Consider the following 16,930-nt stretch of genomic DNA (forward strand, 5'->3'; position numbering starts at 1 on the left):
TGGGCGCATCCAATCCTTTGGTCGTCACGCGCAGGTCACGAATGGATCTGCGCGCGATAAGCCTTACTCGTACACACGCTCACGCGTTGCTTCGAGACGCTCCAGGATGTCGTCCAGGTTGTCCGGGAACACCATGAACTCCTGCAGACCTTCCATGCCGGCAGATGCCATTTCGGCCGGGAAGTCGCGATCGAAGAACTGTGCGATACCGCCGGATGCGTTCTGGGACAGCATCTCAAAGCCCTGCTGCAGGAACTCGTCATCGGCAACCGAAGAGTTCGCGTTGACCGGCAGCTGACCCAGCGCGTCCGGACCGTTGATTTCGGTCTGAACTTCCGCAGAGGTCACGTACTGCAGGAATGCGCGTGCCGCGTCGACGTTCTGTGCACCGGAAGCGATGTGGAACGTGTCGGTCGGCGCGTCTTCGCCCATCGGCACATCCGCGATCATCGGGAACTGGTAGAAGTCGATCTGATCGTCGGTCAGGCCCGCTTCACGCAGGTGCGGAACGGCAAAGTTACCAATCAGGTACGCAGTTGCTTCACCATTGACCACGAAGGGCAGCGCTTCCTGCCAGGAGTAGGTCTGGTGATCCTCGATGAACGCGCCCATGTCGATCAAGGTGCGCCAGTTCGCAAACGTCTCACGCACGCGGTCGTCCATCCAGGATGCCTGACCCGTCGCCAGTTCCATGTGGAAGTCGAAGCCATTTGTGCGCATGTTCAGATAGTCGAACCAGCCGCCAGCAGTCCAAAGGAACTTGGAGCCGATGGCATAGCACGCACGACCGGAGTCGACGATGACCTGGCAGTTCGCGATTTCCTGCTCAAATGTCTCGGGCTCTTCCAGGCCAAGCTCGTTGAAGATGTCTTCGCGGTAGTAGATGCCCCACTGGTAGTAGGTGTAGGGAACGCCCCACTGTGCGCCGTCGAGGGTCATTGCGCCCTGAACAGCTTCAAGGCCCGGCAGGTCGCCATTGGCGTACATGTCGGAAATGTCCATGAACAGGCCAGCGTCGACATAAGGACGCATGCGGTTTGCCGCATACCAGTTGATGACATCGGGCGGGTTCGCGGAGAGCGCGTTACGGATCTGAGACTTCCACGCCTCACGATCGACGATTTCCAGCTCCACCGTCAGGTTCGGATGCATCTCGTCAAAGTCGGCAGCAAGGCCTTCCATGGCAGCGCGGGGCGCAGGGTTGGACATGTCCGAAATGATTCGGAGCGTGCCTTCGAGGTTGCTGTGCCCATCAGCAAATGCGGTGCCGGCGAGCATCGTGCTGGCCGTCAGCGCAAGCATGGACTTCTTCAATATGGACATTCGGTTCCTCCCGTTTTGTCTCAAATAGTGAAACTTGGTTTTGATTATTGAAAACTATGACGAGGCCTCGTAGGCTTGTCAACAATTCGACGCACCGGCTTCGCATCGGCGCGCATATTCGGGAGGAGACCGCCATGGGCGTCTCTCATTCAGATGGAACAGTTGGCAAAGCGCTTGCCGTCCTCGATGTCGTCGCATCGTTTGGTCGCCCTGTGCGCTTTGCTGAAGTGCAGGCCGCAAGCGACCTGCCCAAGGCCACGCTCTACCGTTTGATCCAGACCCTGACCAACCAGCATATGCTGGGCTTTGATGCGCAAAACCACACCTATCAGCCCGGAACGCGGCTGATGCGACTGGCCCATGCTGCTTGGCAGCAAGCGTCCCTCGCACCGATTGCACGGCCTCATCTGGACCGTTTGTCCGCACAACTGGGCCAGACGGTGCACCTCGCCCAGCTGGACGGTGCCCAGGTTCTGTATCTCGACAAGCGCAACGCGACACGACCGATTGCGATGTTTTCAGATGCTGGAAAGATCGGGCCGGGCTATTGCACCGGCGTTGGCAAAGCGATGCTCGCGTTTCTGCCTGATGAAAAGCGTGCGCGCCTTCTGCAACAGCAATCCTACTACCCCCACACTGACGCGACCCATCGGAACGCCGAATCGCTCGAAGGGGAACTGGCTGAAATCCGTCAGAACCGCCTATCCTTCGATCGCGAAGAACATGAACCGACGATCATCTGCGTCGCCGTGCCCATATTGGACAAGACAGACCACCCGCTCGGCGCAATCTCTGTCACCTCATCGACGTTGAGACACAGTCTGGACGATCTTGCGGGGCTCGCCCCGGCCCTCACCGAAGCTGCAACTGAAATCGCACAGGACGCCTCGGGGCTGCTCATGCCCTCCGAGACCACCTGACCTGAAGGAGACTGAAATGCCAGGCGTTACGCTCAAAGACGTGATCAAGAAATATGGAGAGACCCAAGTCATCCATGGCGTGGATCTCGAAATCAACGAGGGTGAGTTCTGCGTCTTCGTCGGCCCCTCGGGCTGCGGCAAGTCCACGCTTCTGCGCATGATCGCAGGGCTGGAGGAAACCACCTCAGGGATCATCAACATTGCCGACAATGATGTCACCCATGAAGACCCGTCGCAGCGCGGTGTCGCGATGGTGTTCCAGACCTACGCGCTCTATCCGCATATGACGGTGGGTGAGAATATGGGCTTCGGCCTAAAAATGAACGGCCACCCGAAGGCAGAGATTGACGCGAAGGTGAAGGAAGCCAGCCGCATCCTGAAACTGGACGAGTATCTCAACCGCAAGCCCAAGGCTCTGTCAGGCGGGCAGCGGCAACGCGTGGCAATCGGCCGCGCCATTGTTCGCGACCCAGACGTCTTCCTCTTTGATGAACCGCTTTCGAACCTCGATGCCGAATTGCGGGTCGAGATGCGCGTGGAGATCGCTCACCTCCACAAAGAGATCGGCGCGACAATGATCTACGTGACCCACGATCAGGTTGAGGCAATGACCCTCGCCGACAAGATCGTCGTACTGCGCAAGGGTCATATCGAGCAAGTCGGCTCCCCCCTGCACCTCTACGATGATCCAGACAACAAATTCGTCGCGGGCTTCATTGGTTCACCGGCCATGAACTTCGTGACCGGCACCATGACCGATGCAGGCGTGGAAGTTCCGGCACTCAGCCAGACGGTTCCGGTCACGCTGACCGACCGCCCGTCCAACGGCACGCAAGTCACCCTGGGCGTCCGCCCGCAGGACATGATGGTCGTGGATGGCGGTAATCTGAGCGTTGATCTGGCCGAGCATCTGGGCGGTGTGTCCTACATCTACCTCGACGCCCCGTCCGGTGAACGGCTGGTCGTGGAAGCACGCGAGAACAATCGCCAAAGCCGCGGATCCAATGTCGGCGTGTCCTTTGATGCGACGAAATGCATGGTCTTCGACGCCAAGACAGAACAGCGCATCCGCTGATCCCTCCGACCGGGCTGATTCAGAAAATGCGGAACGATTTGAGATATCGGGTCGTTCTCTCTCTGAATTTAAGCACGTAAGGAGTTATGAACATGGAGTTCATTGTCGGCATTCTTCATCTGGTCCTCATCATCTGGGCCCTGCTGAAAATCTTTGGGTCCGGCGCATCGACCGGCGCGAAAATTCTCTGGGCCCTTGGCGTGATCATCTTCCCGATCATCGGCTTCATCATCTGGTTCTTCGTCGGTCCCAAGTGATCCAGCATTCGACCGATTTATCGGGGCGCACATATTGTGAGGTATGTGCGCCCTCTTTACGTTTACTCGTCCACCTCCGCAGGAGGGCGACACCCAATCAAGCGTAGAAGCCTGAACCTGCGCCCCGGACAACCCGCAAACTCATTCCGAGCGAAAAAGTCGGAAATAACTCTTGACCAATTTCGTCTGATTTGCGATCCGGTGTCTGACTAATTCAGTCGGATAACGGAGCAACCAATGCGTAACCTGATTCTGTCAACCGCCCTCGTCGCGCTCGCGGCCCCTGCATTTGCGCAGGAATTGAACCTCTATTCCTCTCGCCACTACGATACGGATGAGCGTCTCTACTCCGACTTTACCGAGGCGACTGGCATCGCAATCAACCGCATCGACGGAAACGCGGACGAGCTGGTTGAGCGGATGGTGGCTGAGGGCGCCAACTCCCCGGCTGACGTTCTGCTGACAGTCGATGCCTCCCGCATCGCACGTGCCCAGGCGGCTGGCGTACTTCAATCCATCGACAGCGACGTTCTCGAAGCGGCAATCCCTGCTGAACTGCAGCATGCTGACAATCAGTGGTTCGGATTCTCGACCCGCGCGCGCGTGTTCTTCTACGCCCCTGATCGCGTCGAAACACCGCCACAAACCTACGCAGATCTGGCAGACCCCGCATATGAAGACATGATCTGCATGCGCTCTGCCACCAACGTCTATTCCCAGACCCTGCTCGCCTCGATTATCGAGAATGAGGGTGAGGAAGCGGCCCGTGAATGGGCGACTGGCCTTCTCAACAACCTCGCCCGTGACCCACAGGGCGGTGACACCGACCAGATCCGCGGCGTTGTCTCCGGCGAGTGCGACATCGCAATCTCGAACACTTACTACTTTGCCCGCGCGATCCGTAAGGATGTCGACGGCGTCTCCGGCAATATCGAGGATGTCGCATGGGTCTTCCCGAACCAGGGCGGCACCGGCGCACACGTGAACATCTCCGCAGGCGGTGTGGCCGCACATGCGCCGAACCGCGAGAACGCGATTGCCTTCTTGGAGTATCTGGCCAGCCCACAGGCGCAGCAATACTTCGCCAACGGCAATGATGAGTATCCTGTCGTAGAGGGCACCCCGCTCAGCGCATCCGTGGCAGAGCTTGGCGACTTCGAGGCAGATACGGTCAGCCTCTCCGCCGTGGCCGAAAATGTCGCACTTGCCCAGCAGATCTACAACGAGACCGGTTGGGAATAAGCGCTCCCCCGCTTCCCCAGCCTGAACGGGCGCGGCACTCCTCCCCGGGTGCCGCGCTTTTTTGTGCGTGGATCATGGGTGAGTGGGGACGGGCGCTACTTCGCAGCCAGCGCCGCATCCGGGCGTGCTGCAGCCCGCGCGCGACTTGACCGATCAATCGAATGGCAGACCAGGATCACCGGCAACAATCCGCACGCCACAATCACGAGGCTGGGAACAGCGGCCTGTGACAACCGCTCATCCGACGCCAGGCGATGCGCCTGCACCGCAAGTGTGTCAAAGTTGAAGGGGCGCATGATCAGGGTCGCCGGCAATTCCTTCATCACATCGACAAACACGATCAGAAGTGCGGTCAGAACGGACCCTCGCAAAATCGGCAAGTGCACCTGCGCCAACAGCCGCAGCGGACCCCGCCCCAAGGTGCGGGTCACTGCATCCACATTTGGCGGCACCTGCACCATCCCGCTATCAACGGCTGAAAGCGCGGCCGCCATGAAGCGCGCGGCGTAAGCCAGCACCAGCAACCAGATGGAGCCAGTGAACAAAAGGCCCGTATCAATGCCGAACCGCCCCTCCATGAAAGCGTCGATCCGGTTGTCGAGCACAGCAAATGGCACCAACAATCCGACAGCAATCACTCCGCCCGGAACCGCGTAGCCCAATGTCGCGATCAGCTTGATCGTATCGGAACGGCGTCCCGGATGCAGTCGCGCACGAAAGGCAATCATCAACGCGCCAAACGTGGTGACAAGCGCTGCAATGGTTGCAAGCGTGATCGAGTTTGCCATGAAGGCCCGGTAGCGCGGCGCCAACAGGCTCTGCCCCGATCCAATCGCCATTTCCGTCAAAAGAATGATAGGCAGGATAAATCCGATCAGTACGGGAAGCAGGCAAAAACCTGCGGCGACCCACCCCCAAACACCGCGCAGATGCTCGCTTTCCATACCAGCAAAGCCACGATTGCCGCCGCGCATATGGGCCTGCGCCTGCCCGCGTTGAATACGCTCGATTGCAGCGAGCAACAACGCAAAGCTCAGCAGACACAGCGCCAGTTGCGCCGCGGCTGCGCGATCACCCATCGAGAACCAGGCCTGATAAATCCCGGTCGAGAATGTTTGCACACCGAAATAGCTGACCGTGCCGTAGTCGGAGATGGTTTCCATCACCGTCAGTGCGACACCGCCCGCAATCGCGGGGCGCGCAATCGGCAGAGAGACGGTCAGAAAGGCCCGGATCGGCCCGCGCCCCAGCGTACGTGCGGCCAGATAGGCACTGACCGACTGTTGGCGAAAGGCCGCGCGCGCCAGCAAATACACATAAGGGTAAAGACACACGATCAGCATTACGGCAGCGCCGCCTGTCGAACGCACCTCGGGGAACCAGTAATCGCGCCGCCCCCAATCAAAGGTCTCACGCAGCAAAGTCTGCACAGGCCCGGGAAAGTCCAGGAAGTCGGTATAAGCGTAAGCCAGAACATAAGCGGGGAAGGCCAGCGGCAGCGCGAGCGCGATTTCGAGCCAGCGCACACCCGGGAACCGATAGAGCGTGACGAGCCAGGCCGCCCCCGTCCCGACCACGGCCGTCCCCATGGCAACCAACACCACCAGCAACAGCGTTGTGCCAATATAGCGTGGTAGCACGGTGGCAGAGAGCATGTTCCACGTCGCCAGATCCCCGGCGAGGGCGGCAAACACCGCCGCAATCATCGGGGCCACGCACAGCGCAGCCATCACCAAGGCCATCACATTGAGGATACGCCCGCCCATATGCTCCGCTTTCCCGACAGGATAACTCGGGCATAGCGGGGAAGCGAGGAGGCTTCAAGCGTTGCAGCCCTTGATGCCTCTTCGATTGGTGTCTCGGCCTTGCTTTGCCAGCCGAATGCCGCAGTTTCAAACCGCGTTGGAGCCACCGCTTGCCCTTGCCGCTCAGGTATCGCAGGGTCCGGTCAACGACACATGAAAGGGAGAGAAACGATGCAGACAACCACCGTTCAAACTCAACCGATCTCGGGACAGAAACCGGGCACCTCCGGCCTGCGCAAAAAGACCCGCGTGTTCATGCAACCGCATTTTGTGGAGAATTTCGTCCAGTCCACCTTTGATGCCGTCGATGGTGTCGCGGGCAAGACGCTCATCGTGGGCGGCGACGGACGCTACTTCAATGCGGAGGCCATTCAGGTGATCTTGCGTATGGCAGCCGCCAATGGCGCCGCCCGCGTGATCACTGGCACTGATGGATTGTTGTCGACCCCGGCCGCATCCAACCTCATTCGTCAACGCGGTGCGGATGGCGGGCTCATCTTGTCCGCCTCACACAACCCCGGGGGCCCGGACGAGGATTTTGGGATCAAGTACAACATCGCCAATGGCGGCCCGGCGCCCGAAGCGATCACGGCAGCCATCCACGCCCGTACCGAAGAAATCAGCGAATACCGGATCGTCGAGGCGCAGGACGTTGATCTGGGACATCCGGGCGAAACCTCGCTGGCCAACATGTCGGTGGAGGTTGTCGACCCGGTCGCAGCCTATGCGGAACTGATGCAGTCCCTCTTCGATTTCGACGCGATCCGCGGCCTCTTCGCCTCGGGTTTCACCATGCGCTTCGATGCCATGCATGCCGTGACCGGGCCGTACGCCACGGCCATTCTGGAAGGGATGCTTGGTGCGCCAAAAGGGACGGTCGTGAATGGAACGCCCTCAACCGATTTTGGCGGTGGTCACCCCGACCCCAACCCGGTCTGGGCGAAGACCCTGTTTGACGAGATGATGTCGGACGCTGGCCCCGATTTCGGTGCGGCCTCCGACGGCGATGGCGACAGGAATATGATTTTGGGCCGCAACGCCTATGTCACACCATCTGACAGCCTGGCTCTGCTTGCAGCCAATGCGCATCTTGCTCCCGGCTACGCCAAAGGCCTGTCAGGCGTCGCCCGCTCCATGCCGACCAGCCGAGCAGCCGATGTCGTGGCGGATCGCATGGGCATCCCGGCCTTCGAGACACCAACAGGATGGAAGTTTTTCGGCAATCTTCTCGACGCGGGCAAGGCAACACTTTGTGGGGAGGAAAGCGCCGGGACCGGCTCCGATCACGTCCGCGAAAAAGACGGTCTTTGGGCTGTGCTGCTCTGGCTGAACATTCTTGCGGTCCGAAAGGAGAGCGTCGCAGACATCCTCGCGGCCCATTGGGCGAGCTTTGGGCGCCACTATTATTCCCGTCATGACTATGAAGGCGTCGATGCCGCAGCCGCAAATGCCATGGTAGCCGATCTGCGTGACAGGCTGGCCGGATTGCCCGGCTCGCAGGTGGCTGGCCTGACCATCGAAGGTGCCGACGACTTCGCGTATAGCGACCCAGTCGACGGCTCCACCTCGACAGGTCAGGGTTTGCGTATCCTGTTCGAGGGCGGCTCCCGCCTCGTGATCCGGCTGTCTGGCACCGGCACCGAAGGGGCAACGATCCGCGTCTACCTTGAGCGCTACGTTCCCGGCCCCGACGGCCTGCACGAAGATCCGCAATCCGCGCTTGCTCCAATCATCGCAGCGGCCGAAACCCTGGCGGGGCTGAAGGCGACCACGGGCCGCGATGGCCCGGACGTGCGAACCTAAGATGACATCCGGCTCAACTGCTCTCAGCGCGCAGGACGCGCATCTGTTCGATATACGCCTCGAACGCTCTCGCACCGATTTGCTTGAGCCGTTCGACCGGCTCTATGGTCATTTGCCGACAGCGGACGCTGCGCGAGCGCGGCTGCTCGATACCCTTGCCGCCAACTGGGCCGCGCGGCCTGATGCTCTGAAAGCAATGGATCTGGAGCGGGATCTGAACCCCGACTGGTTCCTGCGCCCCGACCGTATGGGTTATGTCTTCTATGTGGACCGGTTCGCGGGCCGCTTGCGTGATGTGCTCGATCATCTCGACTACCTCGAAGAACTGGGCATCACCTATCTGCACATCATGCCGCTGCTGAAGCCCCGTGATGGGGACAATGATGGCGGCTACTCCGTGCAAGACTACCGCGCGATCAACCCAGCCTATGGAACAATGGATGATTTCGAGGAGGTCACCACGGCCCTGCGCGCGCGCGGCATTTCCACCTGCATTGACATGGTGCTCAACCACACGGCACGCGAACATGAATGGGCCGAGAAAGCGCGCGCAGGCGATCCACACTATCAGGCCTATTACCGCCTATTTGATGATCGCGAGACACCGGACCGCTTTGAAGAGACATTGCTTGAGATCTTCCCCGATCAGGCTCCCGGCAATTTCACCTGGGATGACGCGATGGGAAAGTGGGTCTGGACGACCTTCAACACCCATCAATGGGATCTTAACTGGGAAAACCCGGACGTTCTGATCGAGATCGTGGACATCATGCTGCACCTCGCCAATCGCGGGGCAGAGGTTCTGCGCCTCGACGCCGTGGCCTTCATGTGGAAACGGCTTGGCACCGATTGTCAGAACCAGCCGGAGGTGCATGACATCCTGCAAATCCTGCGGGCCGCCTGCCGCATCGCCGCCGCCGGCATCATTCATAAGGCAGAGGCCATCGTCTCTCCCATCAACCTGATCCCGTATCTGGGCGCGGGGCGACACACGGGCAAGGTTGGCAATCTGGCCTACCATAACTCGCTCATGGTGCAGTTCTGGTCGTCGCTCGCCGCCCGCGACACAACACTGATGACGCGGGTGCTGACGGATCACTTCCCCGTTGGACATCGCAACGCGACATGGGCCACCTATTTGCGATGCCACGACGATATCGGCTGGGCCATCACAGATGAGGATGCGGGCGCACTGGGCTTTTCCGGCGCAGGCCATCGCGATTTCCTGGCCGAGTTCTATCGTGGCAATTTCGAGGGCAGCTTCGCACGCGGCGGTCTGTTCCAATACAACCCGGCCACTAATGACAAACGTTCAAACGGCGCGCTTGCCTCACTGGCAGGACTTGAGGCCGCGACAAGTGATGGAGAGAGAGACGACGCCATCGCCCGCATCCTTATGGGCCATGCGCTGATTGCAAGTTTCGGCGGGATACCGCTGCTCTACATGGGCGATGAGATCGGCCTGCTGAACGACATGGACTGGGCCGCCAACAGTCATGGCGAGGATGACAGCCGCTGGATGCATCGCCCGTTTATGGACTGGACCAAAGCCGCGCGGCGCACGAAGCCCGGCACGACCGAGCAACGCCTGTTCACCGGCATTCAGAAGATCATCAAGGCCCGCGCCCGGACGCCGCTGATCCATGGCGCCGTGCCGCGCGAAATTCTGGAAACACATCAGAGCGCCCTCTTTGCCTTCCGCAGGCGGGATGAGGTGGGCGCACTGATCTGTGTGTTCAACTTCTCCGAAGAACCGCGTCACCTGCCCGTCCAATGGTTCCATGATGTCGGCGTCATGGAATTTCAGGATGTGCTGGGCGGCGCCGCGTTGGAGGAGCGTGACGGCGCAATTTTCATCCCACCTTACGCCGCCCTCTGGTGCGCCTGAGGCTGGGTCAGTACGACCCCGCCCCACGTGCGACAAGGGCCTTGTCCAACTGTTCGGCGGCCACGGCGTAAGCGGCCGTCCGCATGTCGCTGTCCAGTTCCTCTGCCTTCTGGGCCACAGCCTTCGCGCGGGCCGTAATCCGATCCGTCAGCCGTTTGGTCACTTCATCATTTGACATCGGCACACCTGAACGGTTCACAACCCATTCAAGCCAACTGACGAAGACCCCACCCGCATTGGCAAGGATATCTGGTGCAACCTTGATCCCGGCGTCACGCAAAGCGGCGTCCGCCTCTGGCAGTACGGGGCCATTCGCAATCTCAACAATCGCCTTGCAGCTCAACGCACCAACAGTGTCGGACGTGATCTGACCGCCCATGGCGGCAGGCACCAACACATCCGCCTCCACACTCAAAATCGCGTCGCTTTTGCGGCTCTCGACACCTTCAGCATCGACAACCGACCCGCCATCCGCTTTCACCTTGTCGAGTACATCAAGGTCCAGCCCCTCGGCGTCGAACGCTGTTCCGCCGCTATCGGCCACCGCAATGATCTTCCACCCGGCATCGGCGGCAAATCGTGCAAAGTGGCGCCCGCCGGAACCATAGCCCTGCAATGCGATCGTCTTGTCGCCATCCGCCACGCCCAGCGCCTCTGCCAACGTATCGAGCACCAGAAACGCGCCCTGCCCGGTCGCTGGCGCACGGCCTTCCAGCCCGCCGGCAATAGGCGGCTTCCCCGTGATCAGACCTGGCACATGTTCGTGCCGCACCTGCCCGATCGTGTCGGCAATCCAGGCCATTTCCATCGGCCCTGTCCCCACATCGGGGGCCGGAATGTCCCGCGCGGGACCAAAGATATGGGCGAACCGCTCGGCAAAGGCGCGGGTCAGCCGCTCGCGCTCTGACTGGCTTAGGCTTTTGTAGTCCACGCTGATCCCGCCCTTGCCGCCCCCATAGGGCAGTTGCATCAGCGCGCATTTGACCGTCATCCAGAAGGCCAAGGTCTGAACCTCGTCCGCATTGGTTGAGGGATGAAAGCGCAGACCACCCTTGGTCGGTCCCAGCAGATCGGAATAGCGGCAGCGCCACGCCTTCACCATCTTCAGCGCCCCGTCATCCATCCGCACAGGGATAGAGGCCGCGAGTGTTTCCTGCGGATATTTCAACGTCTCCAGCAATTCACATTCAACGCCCGTCTTGCGCGCGGCGTCAAACAGCCGGTCACGCGCTGCACTCAATTGATCGCCCATAAAAAAATCCTTCCGAAAAAATCATTTCGGAAGGATACGGTGGCGCGAAGCTGCGCTCGATCAAGCCCGCCTCACGAAGGCATGAGGTCACGCCTCATCATGTTTGGCTTCGAGTGCCGCAATACGGGCTTCCAGCGCGGCATTCTCTTCGCGGGCTTTCTGCGCCATGGCGCGCACTGCGTCGAACTCCTCACGTGTGACAAAGTCACGATCGGCCAGCCAGCGGTCCATCATGCTCTTCATCGCATTCTCGGCTTCGGTCCGCGCCCCTTGTGCCACGCCCATCGCGTTGGTCATCAGCTGGCTCATATCGTCAAGGATGCGGTTGCGCGTCTGCATGTCAAAAAACTCCGGTTACTAACCCTTTTGTGACTTCTGATATGGGGTGCGTGAGCGGACGAAGCAAGCCAAAGCCTTGACGTCGCAGGCATGGAGGGAAATGTAACAGGCGACCCTCACGGCCGGAGCCGCCCATGCCCTTTCCCGAAATTGACCCGATCGCGCTGGAATTCACGATCTTTGGCTTCACGTTGGCCATACGCTGGTATGCGCTTGCCTATATCGCGGGGATCCTGCTGGGCTGGCTCTATGCAGTACGTGTTCTGAAGGTTGAGCGTCTGTGGGACAGTCGCGGCCCTGCGATGACACCGAAGCTGACGGAGGATTTCTTGACATGGATCGTCGTCGGCATCATTGCGGGCGGCAGGCTGGGCTATGTGCTATTCTATCAGCCAGCCTATTTCGCTGAAAATCCGGGCGAGATCATCCGCATCTGGGATGGCGGGATGAGCTTCCATGGCGGGTTCCTGGGCGTCTGTGCGGCCATCATCCTGTTTTCCCGCCGCCATGGACTTGAGTTGATGAAGGTCTCCGACATGGTGGCACTGGTCGTGCCCATTGGCATCTTCTTTGGACGCATCGCAAATTTTGTGAACGCAGAGCTTTGGGGACGCCCCACCACGGCTCCATGGGGTGTTGAGTTTCCCGGCGTGAGCGCCCAGACCTGCCCGGATTTCTGGACGGAGACCTGCGCGCGGCATCCATCGCAACTTTACGAGGCCGGGTTGGAGGGCATTCTTCTCGGCCTTGTGATGGCCGCAGCGGTCTGGGGCTGGCACATGCTCAAACGCCCCGGCTTTGTCGCAGGCATGTTCTTTGCAGGCTACGGTATCGGTCGCTTCATCGTGGAGTTTTTCCGTCAAGGCGACGCGCAATACGTGTCCGAGGGCAACCCATTCGGGCAGGTGCTCCGCTTTGGAGACAGCCCCTGGGCTGGCCTCAGCATGGGTCAGATTCTGTCGACCCCGATGATCCTGATCGGCATCGCGCTGATGATCTGGGCCATTCGGCGATCCCGTCCGGCATGACCGCACTCAATACCCTGATCCTGCGTCAGATCGCCCAGCGCGGTCCGATGAACGTCGCCGAGTACATGACGCTGTGCCTCCAGCACCCGGAACATGGCTACTACACGACCCGCGATCCATTCGGTGCCGCCGGGGACTTCATCACCGCGCCGGAAATCCATCAGATCTTCGGAGAGATGATCGGCCTCTGGCTCGCCAGTGTCTGGATGGAACGCATCCAAGGGCCCGTCACGCTTGCAGAGGCGGGGCCCGGACGGGGCACGCTGATGGCGGATATCCTGCGAGTTGCCGACCGCGTTCCCGGTTTCGCCCAGGCCCGGCGCATAGCCCTGATCGAAACCTCCCCGACCCTGCGCGACGTGCAGCGCAAAACTTTTCCATCGGGGGATGTGAGCTGGTTCGACACGATCGCCGATCTGCCCGATGACCGCCCACTGCTCTTCGTTGCGAATGAATTCATCGACGCTCTGCCCATCCGGCAGTTCATTCGAACCGGGAACCGCTGGGCAGAGCGCGTTGTAGGCGCGCAGGATGGACAGCTTACTTTCGGCCTTGCCCCACCCGTCACGATGGCCGTCCTCGATGACTTGTTTCCCGCGCCACAGGACGGCGCGTTGGTCGAATGGTGCCCCGCCGCCGAACCCATCCTGCAAGACCTTCAAACCCGCATCACCGGGCAGGGCGGGGCCGCGTTGCTGATCGACTATGGCGCATGGGACGGGACGGGGGACACGCTGCAGGCCCTAAAGGCGCAACAGCCCGTCGACCCGCTCATGCACTCCGGCGATGCCGATCTGACCGCGCATGTGAACTTCAGCCACCTCGCCGCAGCCGCTCCAGCGCTCCACGCCGGGTTTGAGACGCAGGGCGTCTTCCTGGAACGATTGGGGATAACGGCACGGGCACAACAATTGGCCGCACGGGATAAGGGCATGGCCGTCGCGCACCGCCGGCTTGTCCACCCTGATGAGATGGGCGGGCTCTTCAAGGTTCTCGGTCTGAGCACAGGCCCTGCCCCATTGCCGGGTTTCACCCCATTGACCTGAGCCGCAGGGCGCGCGACGGTCGCAGCACGGCCACCAAAGGACCCTGCCCCATGACGCTGGAAATCCTGACATCCGACGCACTCGCGCCGATCCGCCACGGGTTCTTCACCCGGCGTGGCGGCGCGTCCTCGGGCATCTTCAAGGGGCTCAATTGCGGTGCGGGATCCTCTGATCAGGCGGAGGCGGTGCGCATAAACCGCGCCCGCGTGGCAGGGGCGATGTCGGTCGAACCTGATCACCTTATTTCACTGCATCAGGTCCACTCAGCGGATGTGGTTCATGTGACCGCGCCGTTCAGCGAAAAGCCGAAAGCAGACGCAATGGTGACGGCAACACCCGGCATTGCGCTGGGCATTCTCACCGCGGACTGCGCGCCTGTGCTGTTTGCGGATGCCGAAGCCGGTGTGATCGGCGCGGCCCATGCCGGTTGGAAAGGTGCCATTGGCGGCGTCATCGACGCGACAATTACGGCCATGGAGGGGCTGGGCGCGCGTCGCGATGCCATCGCAGCAACGATCGGTCCCTGTATCAGCCAGCGCAATTACGAGGTCGGGCAAGATTTCGTGGAGCGTTTTGTCGATGACACACCAGATTATGCCCGCTTTTTCGCAGGTGGTCGCTCAGCCGATCACGCACAGTTCGACCTGCCCGGATTTGTATTGTCCCGATTGCGCAACGCGGGCATCGAAGCACCGGAATGGACCGGCCATTGCACATATGCAGAACCGGACCGCTTCTATTCCTATCGCCGCACAACGCACTTGAAAGAGGCCGATTACGGCCGCCTGATCGCGAGCATCTCTCTATGAGCTACTTCACACCGGATGAGTACACGACCCGCCGCAACCGTCTGAGCGCAAAGATGGAAGCAGAGGGCCTCGACGCGCTGCTGCTCTTCGCGCCGGAAAGCCAGTATTGGCTGACCGGCTATGACACGTTCGGGTTCTGCTTTTTTCAATGTCTGATTTACACCGACGGTCGGACCTATCTGCTCACCCGATCCGCCGATATGCGACAGGCACAACTGACATCGAACGTTGGCGAGATCCGCGTTTGGGTCGATGGCATCGACGCACCAGCCGCGAAACTTGCCGATTGGGTTGCCGAATTGGGCCTTACAGGCAAGCGGATCGGCTATGAAACGGACACTGCCGGCCTCACCGCGATGCGCGGGCGGGAGGTCGATGCCGCCCTGCCCGGTCTGGTGGAATGCAACGGCCTCGTCGATCGGTTGCGCCTGACCAAATCTGAGGCCGAAATCGCCGCCGTGCGACGCGCGACCGAACTGGGTGACATCGCTTACGAGACGGCCCTGCCCCTGATCCGCCCGGGAAACAGCGAGGGTGTCATCCTCGATGCGATGCAGGGTGCCGTTTTTGCCAATGGCGGCGACTATCCCGGCAATCCCTTTATCATCGGCTCTGGCGAACGCGCCCTGCTCTGCCGCTACACGACCGGACGCCGAACGTTGCAGGCACAGGACCAACTGACCTTGGAATGGGCGGGGGTAGAGGCGCAATATCATGGGGCGTTGATGAAAACCGTCGTGATCGGGGAACCCACCGCGCACCACGTCAAAATGCACGCCGCAGCCCACGAGGCGCTGTTGGCCTGCGAGGACGCGATGCGGCCCGGCAACATCATGCGCGACGTCTACGATGCCCATGTCCGTGTCATGGCAGATCACGACCTCGACGCGCATCGCCTGAATGCCTGCGGCTATTCGATGGGGGCGAGCTACGCGCCCTGCTGGATGGACACACACATGTTCCACGCCGGCGCGATGACAGAGATGGAAGCGGGTATGACCTTTTTCCTGCACATGATCCTGATGGATAGTGAATCCGGCACAGCAATGACTTTGGGCCGCACATCCCTGATCACGGCAAATGGGGCAGAGCCGCTCTCCCGCCTGTCACTCGAGTTGCCATGCGTTGGCTGATCGCGGGTCTGCTGACCCTGACCCTTTCAGCATGCGAACAGAACAATACGACCCTGCCGCAAATTGCGGCGGGTCCGCGCCTGGCCCTCGTCGCCGATGATGTGACGGTGCAGATCCGCATCGATCCCAGCCAGTTCCCGACGGTTGCCGATCAGGTGGCAGATGATGTGGCCACCCTGCTGGGTCCGCCGACGGCAATCCGCGAAATAGGACGCGCCGGGCTGATCCTGCTGATGAACGGCCGCTTTGACCGCCAGAGGGCCGAGGATGGCCGCCTGATCTACATCATGGATTGGGATGTGAGAGAACCCGGCGGAACCCAGGTCACGCTCTTCCGCGTTGGCATCGTACCGCAGGACCCGATGTCGTCGGGCATCTCAGAGCGCGATGCCCAGGGTCTCGCCTGGTTCGTGGCAGATCGCCTAACACGTGACGAGGCCGTACGCGCCATCGTACTGGCGCGCCGCAGCTAGACGAGATCTTTGACGAAATAGTGCAAATGCGGGCGAAGTTGCGGCTGATCCAGATAGGTCGTGGTCTCGATCGGTCCCTCGACCTCCCGAAAGCCAAGCTTTGGGTAAAGATCCCGCATCTCCACATTGGGCGTCAGCGTATCCGCCACCAGCCGCGTCAGCCCCATCCTGCGGGCGACGGCCTCGCGCTCTTGGATGAGGGCGCGCCCCGCCCCGGTGCCACGTGCCGCATCTGTGACAAAGACACGTTTCAACTCACCCGTACCCGGCGCGAGTTGCTTGAGCATACCGCAGCCGATCACAGCACCAGACAGATCGCGGGCCAGCAGCAGGCAGCCATTGGGCGGCAGATAGCCATCCGCATTTTCCCAGAACTCGGCAAGCGCGCTCTCTGGCGCTTCATCACTGATCGCCAGCCCCATTCCACGCATACGTGTGACGATCGTTTCGTAATACTGTTTTAGAATGTCGTCGAGATCCACACGGGGCGGCAAGGTCTCGCAAAGCTCGATGCGAAAACCGCTCATGCGCCAGATC

At 60.8% G+C, this 16,930-nt stretch carries 16 protein-coding genes; 11 read left to right on the top strand and 5 right to left on the bottom strand.

What is annotated here, in order from left to right:
* Positions 1-63: 63 nt before the first annotated feature.
* A complete protein-coding gene (locus POI8812_RS13785; protein WP_181377204.1) occupies positions 64-1,323 on the bottom strand; it encodes an ABC transporter substrate-binding protein in 1,260 nt (419 codons plus the stop codon).
* Between the two features lie 134 nt (positions 1,324-1,457).
* Here POI8812_RS13785 and POI8812_RS13790 point away from each other — a divergent pair, with 134 nt between their 5' ends.
* The 4 genes from POI8812_RS13790 (at position 1,458) to POI8812_RS13805 (ending at position 4,817) form a co-directional block, all read left to right on the top strand.
* Positions 1,458-2,243, top strand: a complete 786-nt coding sequence (locus POI8812_RS13790; protein WP_108783152.1) for an IclR family transcriptional regulator — start codon at positions 1,458-1,460, stop codon at positions 2,241-2,243.
* A gap of 16 nt (positions 2,244-2,259) precedes the next feature.
* The gene (locus POI8812_RS13795) at positions 2,260-3,318 is read left to right on the top strand and encodes an ABC transporter ATP-binding protein (RefSeq protein WP_108783153.1); all 1,059 of its coding nucleotides are present in this window, start codon (positions 2,260-2,262) and stop codon (positions 3,316-3,318) included.
* Positions 3,319-3,410: 92 nt separating this feature from the next.
* Positions 3,411-3,575: a PLDc N-terminal domain-containing protein gene (locus tag POI8812_RS13800; RefSeq protein WP_108783251.1), complete on the top strand. Its 165-nt coding sequence runs from the start codon at positions 3,411-3,413 to the stop codon at positions 3,573-3,575.
* A 237-nt stretch (positions 3,576-3,812) separates the two neighbouring features.
* A complete protein-coding gene (locus POI8812_RS13805) occupies positions 3,813-4,817 on the top strand; it encodes an extracellular solute-binding protein (RefSeq protein WP_108783154.1) in 1,005 nt (334 codons plus the stop codon).
* 95 nt (positions 4,818-4,912) lie between these two features.
* On the opposite strand, the gene POI8812_RS13810 is transcribed toward POI8812_RS13805, so the two are convergent.
* Positions 4,913-6,583: an ABC transporter permease gene (locus tag POI8812_RS13810; RefSeq protein WP_108783155.1), complete on the bottom strand. Its 1,671-nt coding sequence runs from the start codon at positions 6,581-6,583 to the stop codon at positions 4,913-4,915.
* Positions 6,584-6,793: 210 nt separating this feature from the next.
* Here POI8812_RS13810 and POI8812_RS13815 point away from each other — a divergent pair, with 210 nt between their 5' ends.
* Positions 6,794-8,425 carry an alpha-D-glucose phosphate-specific phosphoglucomutase gene (locus POI8812_RS13815; protein ID WP_108783156.1) on the top strand — a complete coding sequence of 544 codons (1,632 nt, stop codon included), beginning with the start codon at positions 6,794-6,796 and terminating at the stop codon, positions 8,423-8,425.
* Position 8,426: 1 nt separating this feature from the next.
* Positions 8,427-10,313, top strand: a complete 1,887-nt coding sequence (locus POI8812_RS13820) for an amylosucrase (protein ID WP_108783157.1) — start codon at positions 8,427-8,429, stop codon at positions 10,311-10,313.
* Between the two features lie 7 nt (positions 10,314-10,320).
* Here the strand turns inward: POI8812_RS13820 and POI8812_RS13825 are convergent, their stop codons facing one another.
* Together POI8812_RS13825 and POI8812_RS13830 are read right to left on the bottom strand one after the other, a co-directional pair.
* The gene (locus POI8812_RS13825) at positions 10,321-11,565 is read right to left on the bottom strand and encodes a Glu/Leu/Phe/Val family dehydrogenase (protein WP_108783158.1); all 1,245 of its coding nucleotides are present in this window, start codon (positions 11,563-11,565) and stop codon (positions 10,321-10,323) included.
* A gap of 87 nt (positions 11,566-11,652) precedes the next feature.
* A complete protein-coding gene (locus tag POI8812_RS13830; protein ID WP_108783159.1) occupies positions 11,653-11,904 on the bottom strand; it encodes an accessory factor UbiK family protein in 252 nt (83 codons plus the stop codon).
* A 134-nt stretch (positions 11,905-12,038) separates the two neighbouring features.
* Here POI8812_RS13830 and lgt point away from each other — a divergent pair, with 134 nt between their 5' ends.
* The 5 genes from lgt to POI8812_RS13855 are packed head-to-tail and all read left to right on the top strand — an operon-like array spanning position 12,039 to position 16,393.
* Complete coding sequence (gene lgt, locus POI8812_RS13835) at positions 12,039-12,932, top strand: prolipoprotein diacylglyceryl transferase (protein ID WP_108783160.1); 894 nt, start codon at positions 12,039-12,041, stop codon at positions 12,930-12,932.
* On the top strand, positions 12,929-13,978 hold the full coding sequence (locus POI8812_RS13840; protein WP_108783161.1) for a class I SAM-dependent methyltransferase: 1,050 nt from the start codon (positions 12,929-12,931) through the stop codon (positions 13,976-13,978). The genes lgt and POI8812_RS13840 overlap by 4 nt, the downstream gene beginning before the upstream one ends.
* A gap of 50 nt (positions 13,979-14,028) precedes the next feature.
* Positions 14,029-14,787, top strand: coding sequence for a peptidoglycan editing factor PgeF (gene pgeF / locus POI8812_RS13845; protein WP_108783162.1), 759 nt, complete (start codon positions 14,029-14,031; stop codon positions 14,785-14,787).
* Positions 14,784-15,920 (top strand): M24 family metallopeptidase, encoded by a 1,137-nt coding sequence (locus tag POI8812_RS13850; protein ID WP_108783163.1) that lies wholly within the window; start codon positions 14,784-14,786, stop codon positions 15,918-15,920. The genes pgeF and POI8812_RS13850 overlap by 4 nt, the downstream gene beginning before the upstream one ends.
* The gene (locus tag POI8812_RS13855) at positions 15,908-16,393 is read left to right on the top strand and encodes a hypothetical protein (protein WP_108783164.1); all 486 of its coding nucleotides are present in this window, start codon (positions 15,908-15,910) and stop codon (positions 16,391-16,393) included. Before POI8812_RS13850 ends, POI8812_RS13855 begins: the two co-directional genes overlap by 13 nt.
* Here POI8812_RS13855 and POI8812_RS13860 read toward each other — a convergent pair.
* Positions 16,390-16,920 carry a GNAT family N-acetyltransferase gene (locus POI8812_RS13860; protein ID WP_108783165.1) on the bottom strand — a complete coding sequence of 177 codons (531 nt, stop codon included), beginning with the start codon at positions 16,918-16,920 and terminating at the stop codon, positions 16,390-16,392. The genes POI8812_RS13855 and POI8812_RS13860 overlap by 4 nt on opposite strands.
* Between the last annotated feature and the right edge of the window lie 10 nt (positions 16,921-16,930).

Origin of the sequence: Pontivivens insulae (assembly GCF_900302495.1) — a bacterium.
GTDB classification, from domain to species: domain Bacteria; phylum Pseudomonadota; class Alphaproteobacteria; order Rhodobacterales; family Rhodobacteraceae; genus Pontivivens; species Pontivivens insulae.

What these genes read in the sequence shown, in the direction of transcription:
- POI8812_RS13860 (WP_108783165.1), bottom strand. Translation starts at nt 16,920, where the DNA reads ATGAGCGGTTTTCGCATCGAGCTTTGCGAGACCTTGCCGCCCCGTGTG.
- POI8812_RS13790 (WP_108783152.1), top strand. Translation starts at nt 1,458, where the DNA reads ATGGGCGTCTCTCATTCAGATGGAACAGTTGGCAAAGCGCTTGCCGTC.
- POI8812_RS13820 (WP_108783157.1), top strand. Translation starts at nt 8,427, where the DNA reads ATGACATCCGGCTCAACTGCTCTCAGCGCGCAGGACGCGCATCTGTTC.
- lgt (WP_108783160.1), top strand. Translation starts at nt 12,039, where the DNA reads ATGCCCTTTCCCGAAATTGACCCGATCGCGCTGGAATTCACGATCTTT.
- POI8812_RS13785 (WP_181377204.1), bottom strand. Translation starts at nt 1,323, where the DNA reads ATGTCCATATTGAAGAAGTCCATGCTTGCGCTGACGGCCAGCACGATG.
- POI8812_RS13840 (WP_108783161.1), top strand. Translation starts at nt 12,929, where the DNA reads ATGACCGCACTCAATACCCTGATCCTGCGTCAGATCGCCCAGCGCGGT.
- POI8812_RS13800 (WP_108783251.1), top strand. Translation starts at nt 3,411, where the DNA reads ATGGAGTTCATTGTCGGCATTCTTCATCTGGTCCTCATCATCTGGGCC.
- pgeF (WP_108783162.1), top strand. Translation starts at nt 14,029, where the DNA reads ATGACGCTGGAAATCCTGACATCCGACGCACTCGCGCCGATCCGCCAC.
- POI8812_RS13825 (WP_108783158.1), bottom strand. Translation starts at nt 11,565, where the DNA reads ATGGGCGATCAATTGAGTGCAGCGCGTGACCGGCTGTTTGACGCCGCG.
- POI8812_RS13810 (WP_108783155.1), bottom strand. Translation starts at nt 6,583, where the DNA reads ATGGGCGGGCGTATCCTCAATGTGATGGCCTTGGTGATGGCTGCGCTG.
- POI8812_RS13805 (WP_108783154.1), top strand. Translation starts at nt 3,813, where the DNA reads ATGCGTAACCTGATTCTGTCAACCGCCCTCGTCGCGCTCGCGGCCCCT.
- POI8812_RS13795 (WP_108783153.1), top strand. Translation starts at nt 2,260, where the DNA reads ATGCCAGGCGTTACGCTCAAAGACGTGATCAAGAAATATGGAGAGACC.
- POI8812_RS13855 (WP_108783164.1), top strand. Translation starts at nt 15,908, where the DNA reads ATGCGTTGGCTGATCGCGGGTCTGCTGACCCTGACCCTTTCAGCATGC.
- POI8812_RS13850 (WP_108783163.1), top strand. Translation starts at nt 14,784, where the DNA reads ATGAGCTACTTCACACCGGATGAGTACACGACCCGCCGCAACCGTCTG.
- POI8812_RS13815 (WP_108783156.1), top strand. Translation starts at nt 6,794, where the DNA reads ATGCAGACAACCACCGTTCAAACTCAACCGATCTCGGGACAGAAACCG.
- POI8812_RS13830 (WP_108783159.1), bottom strand. Translation starts at nt 11,904, where the DNA reads ATGCAGACGCGCAACCGCATCCTTGACGATATGAGCCAGCTGATGACC.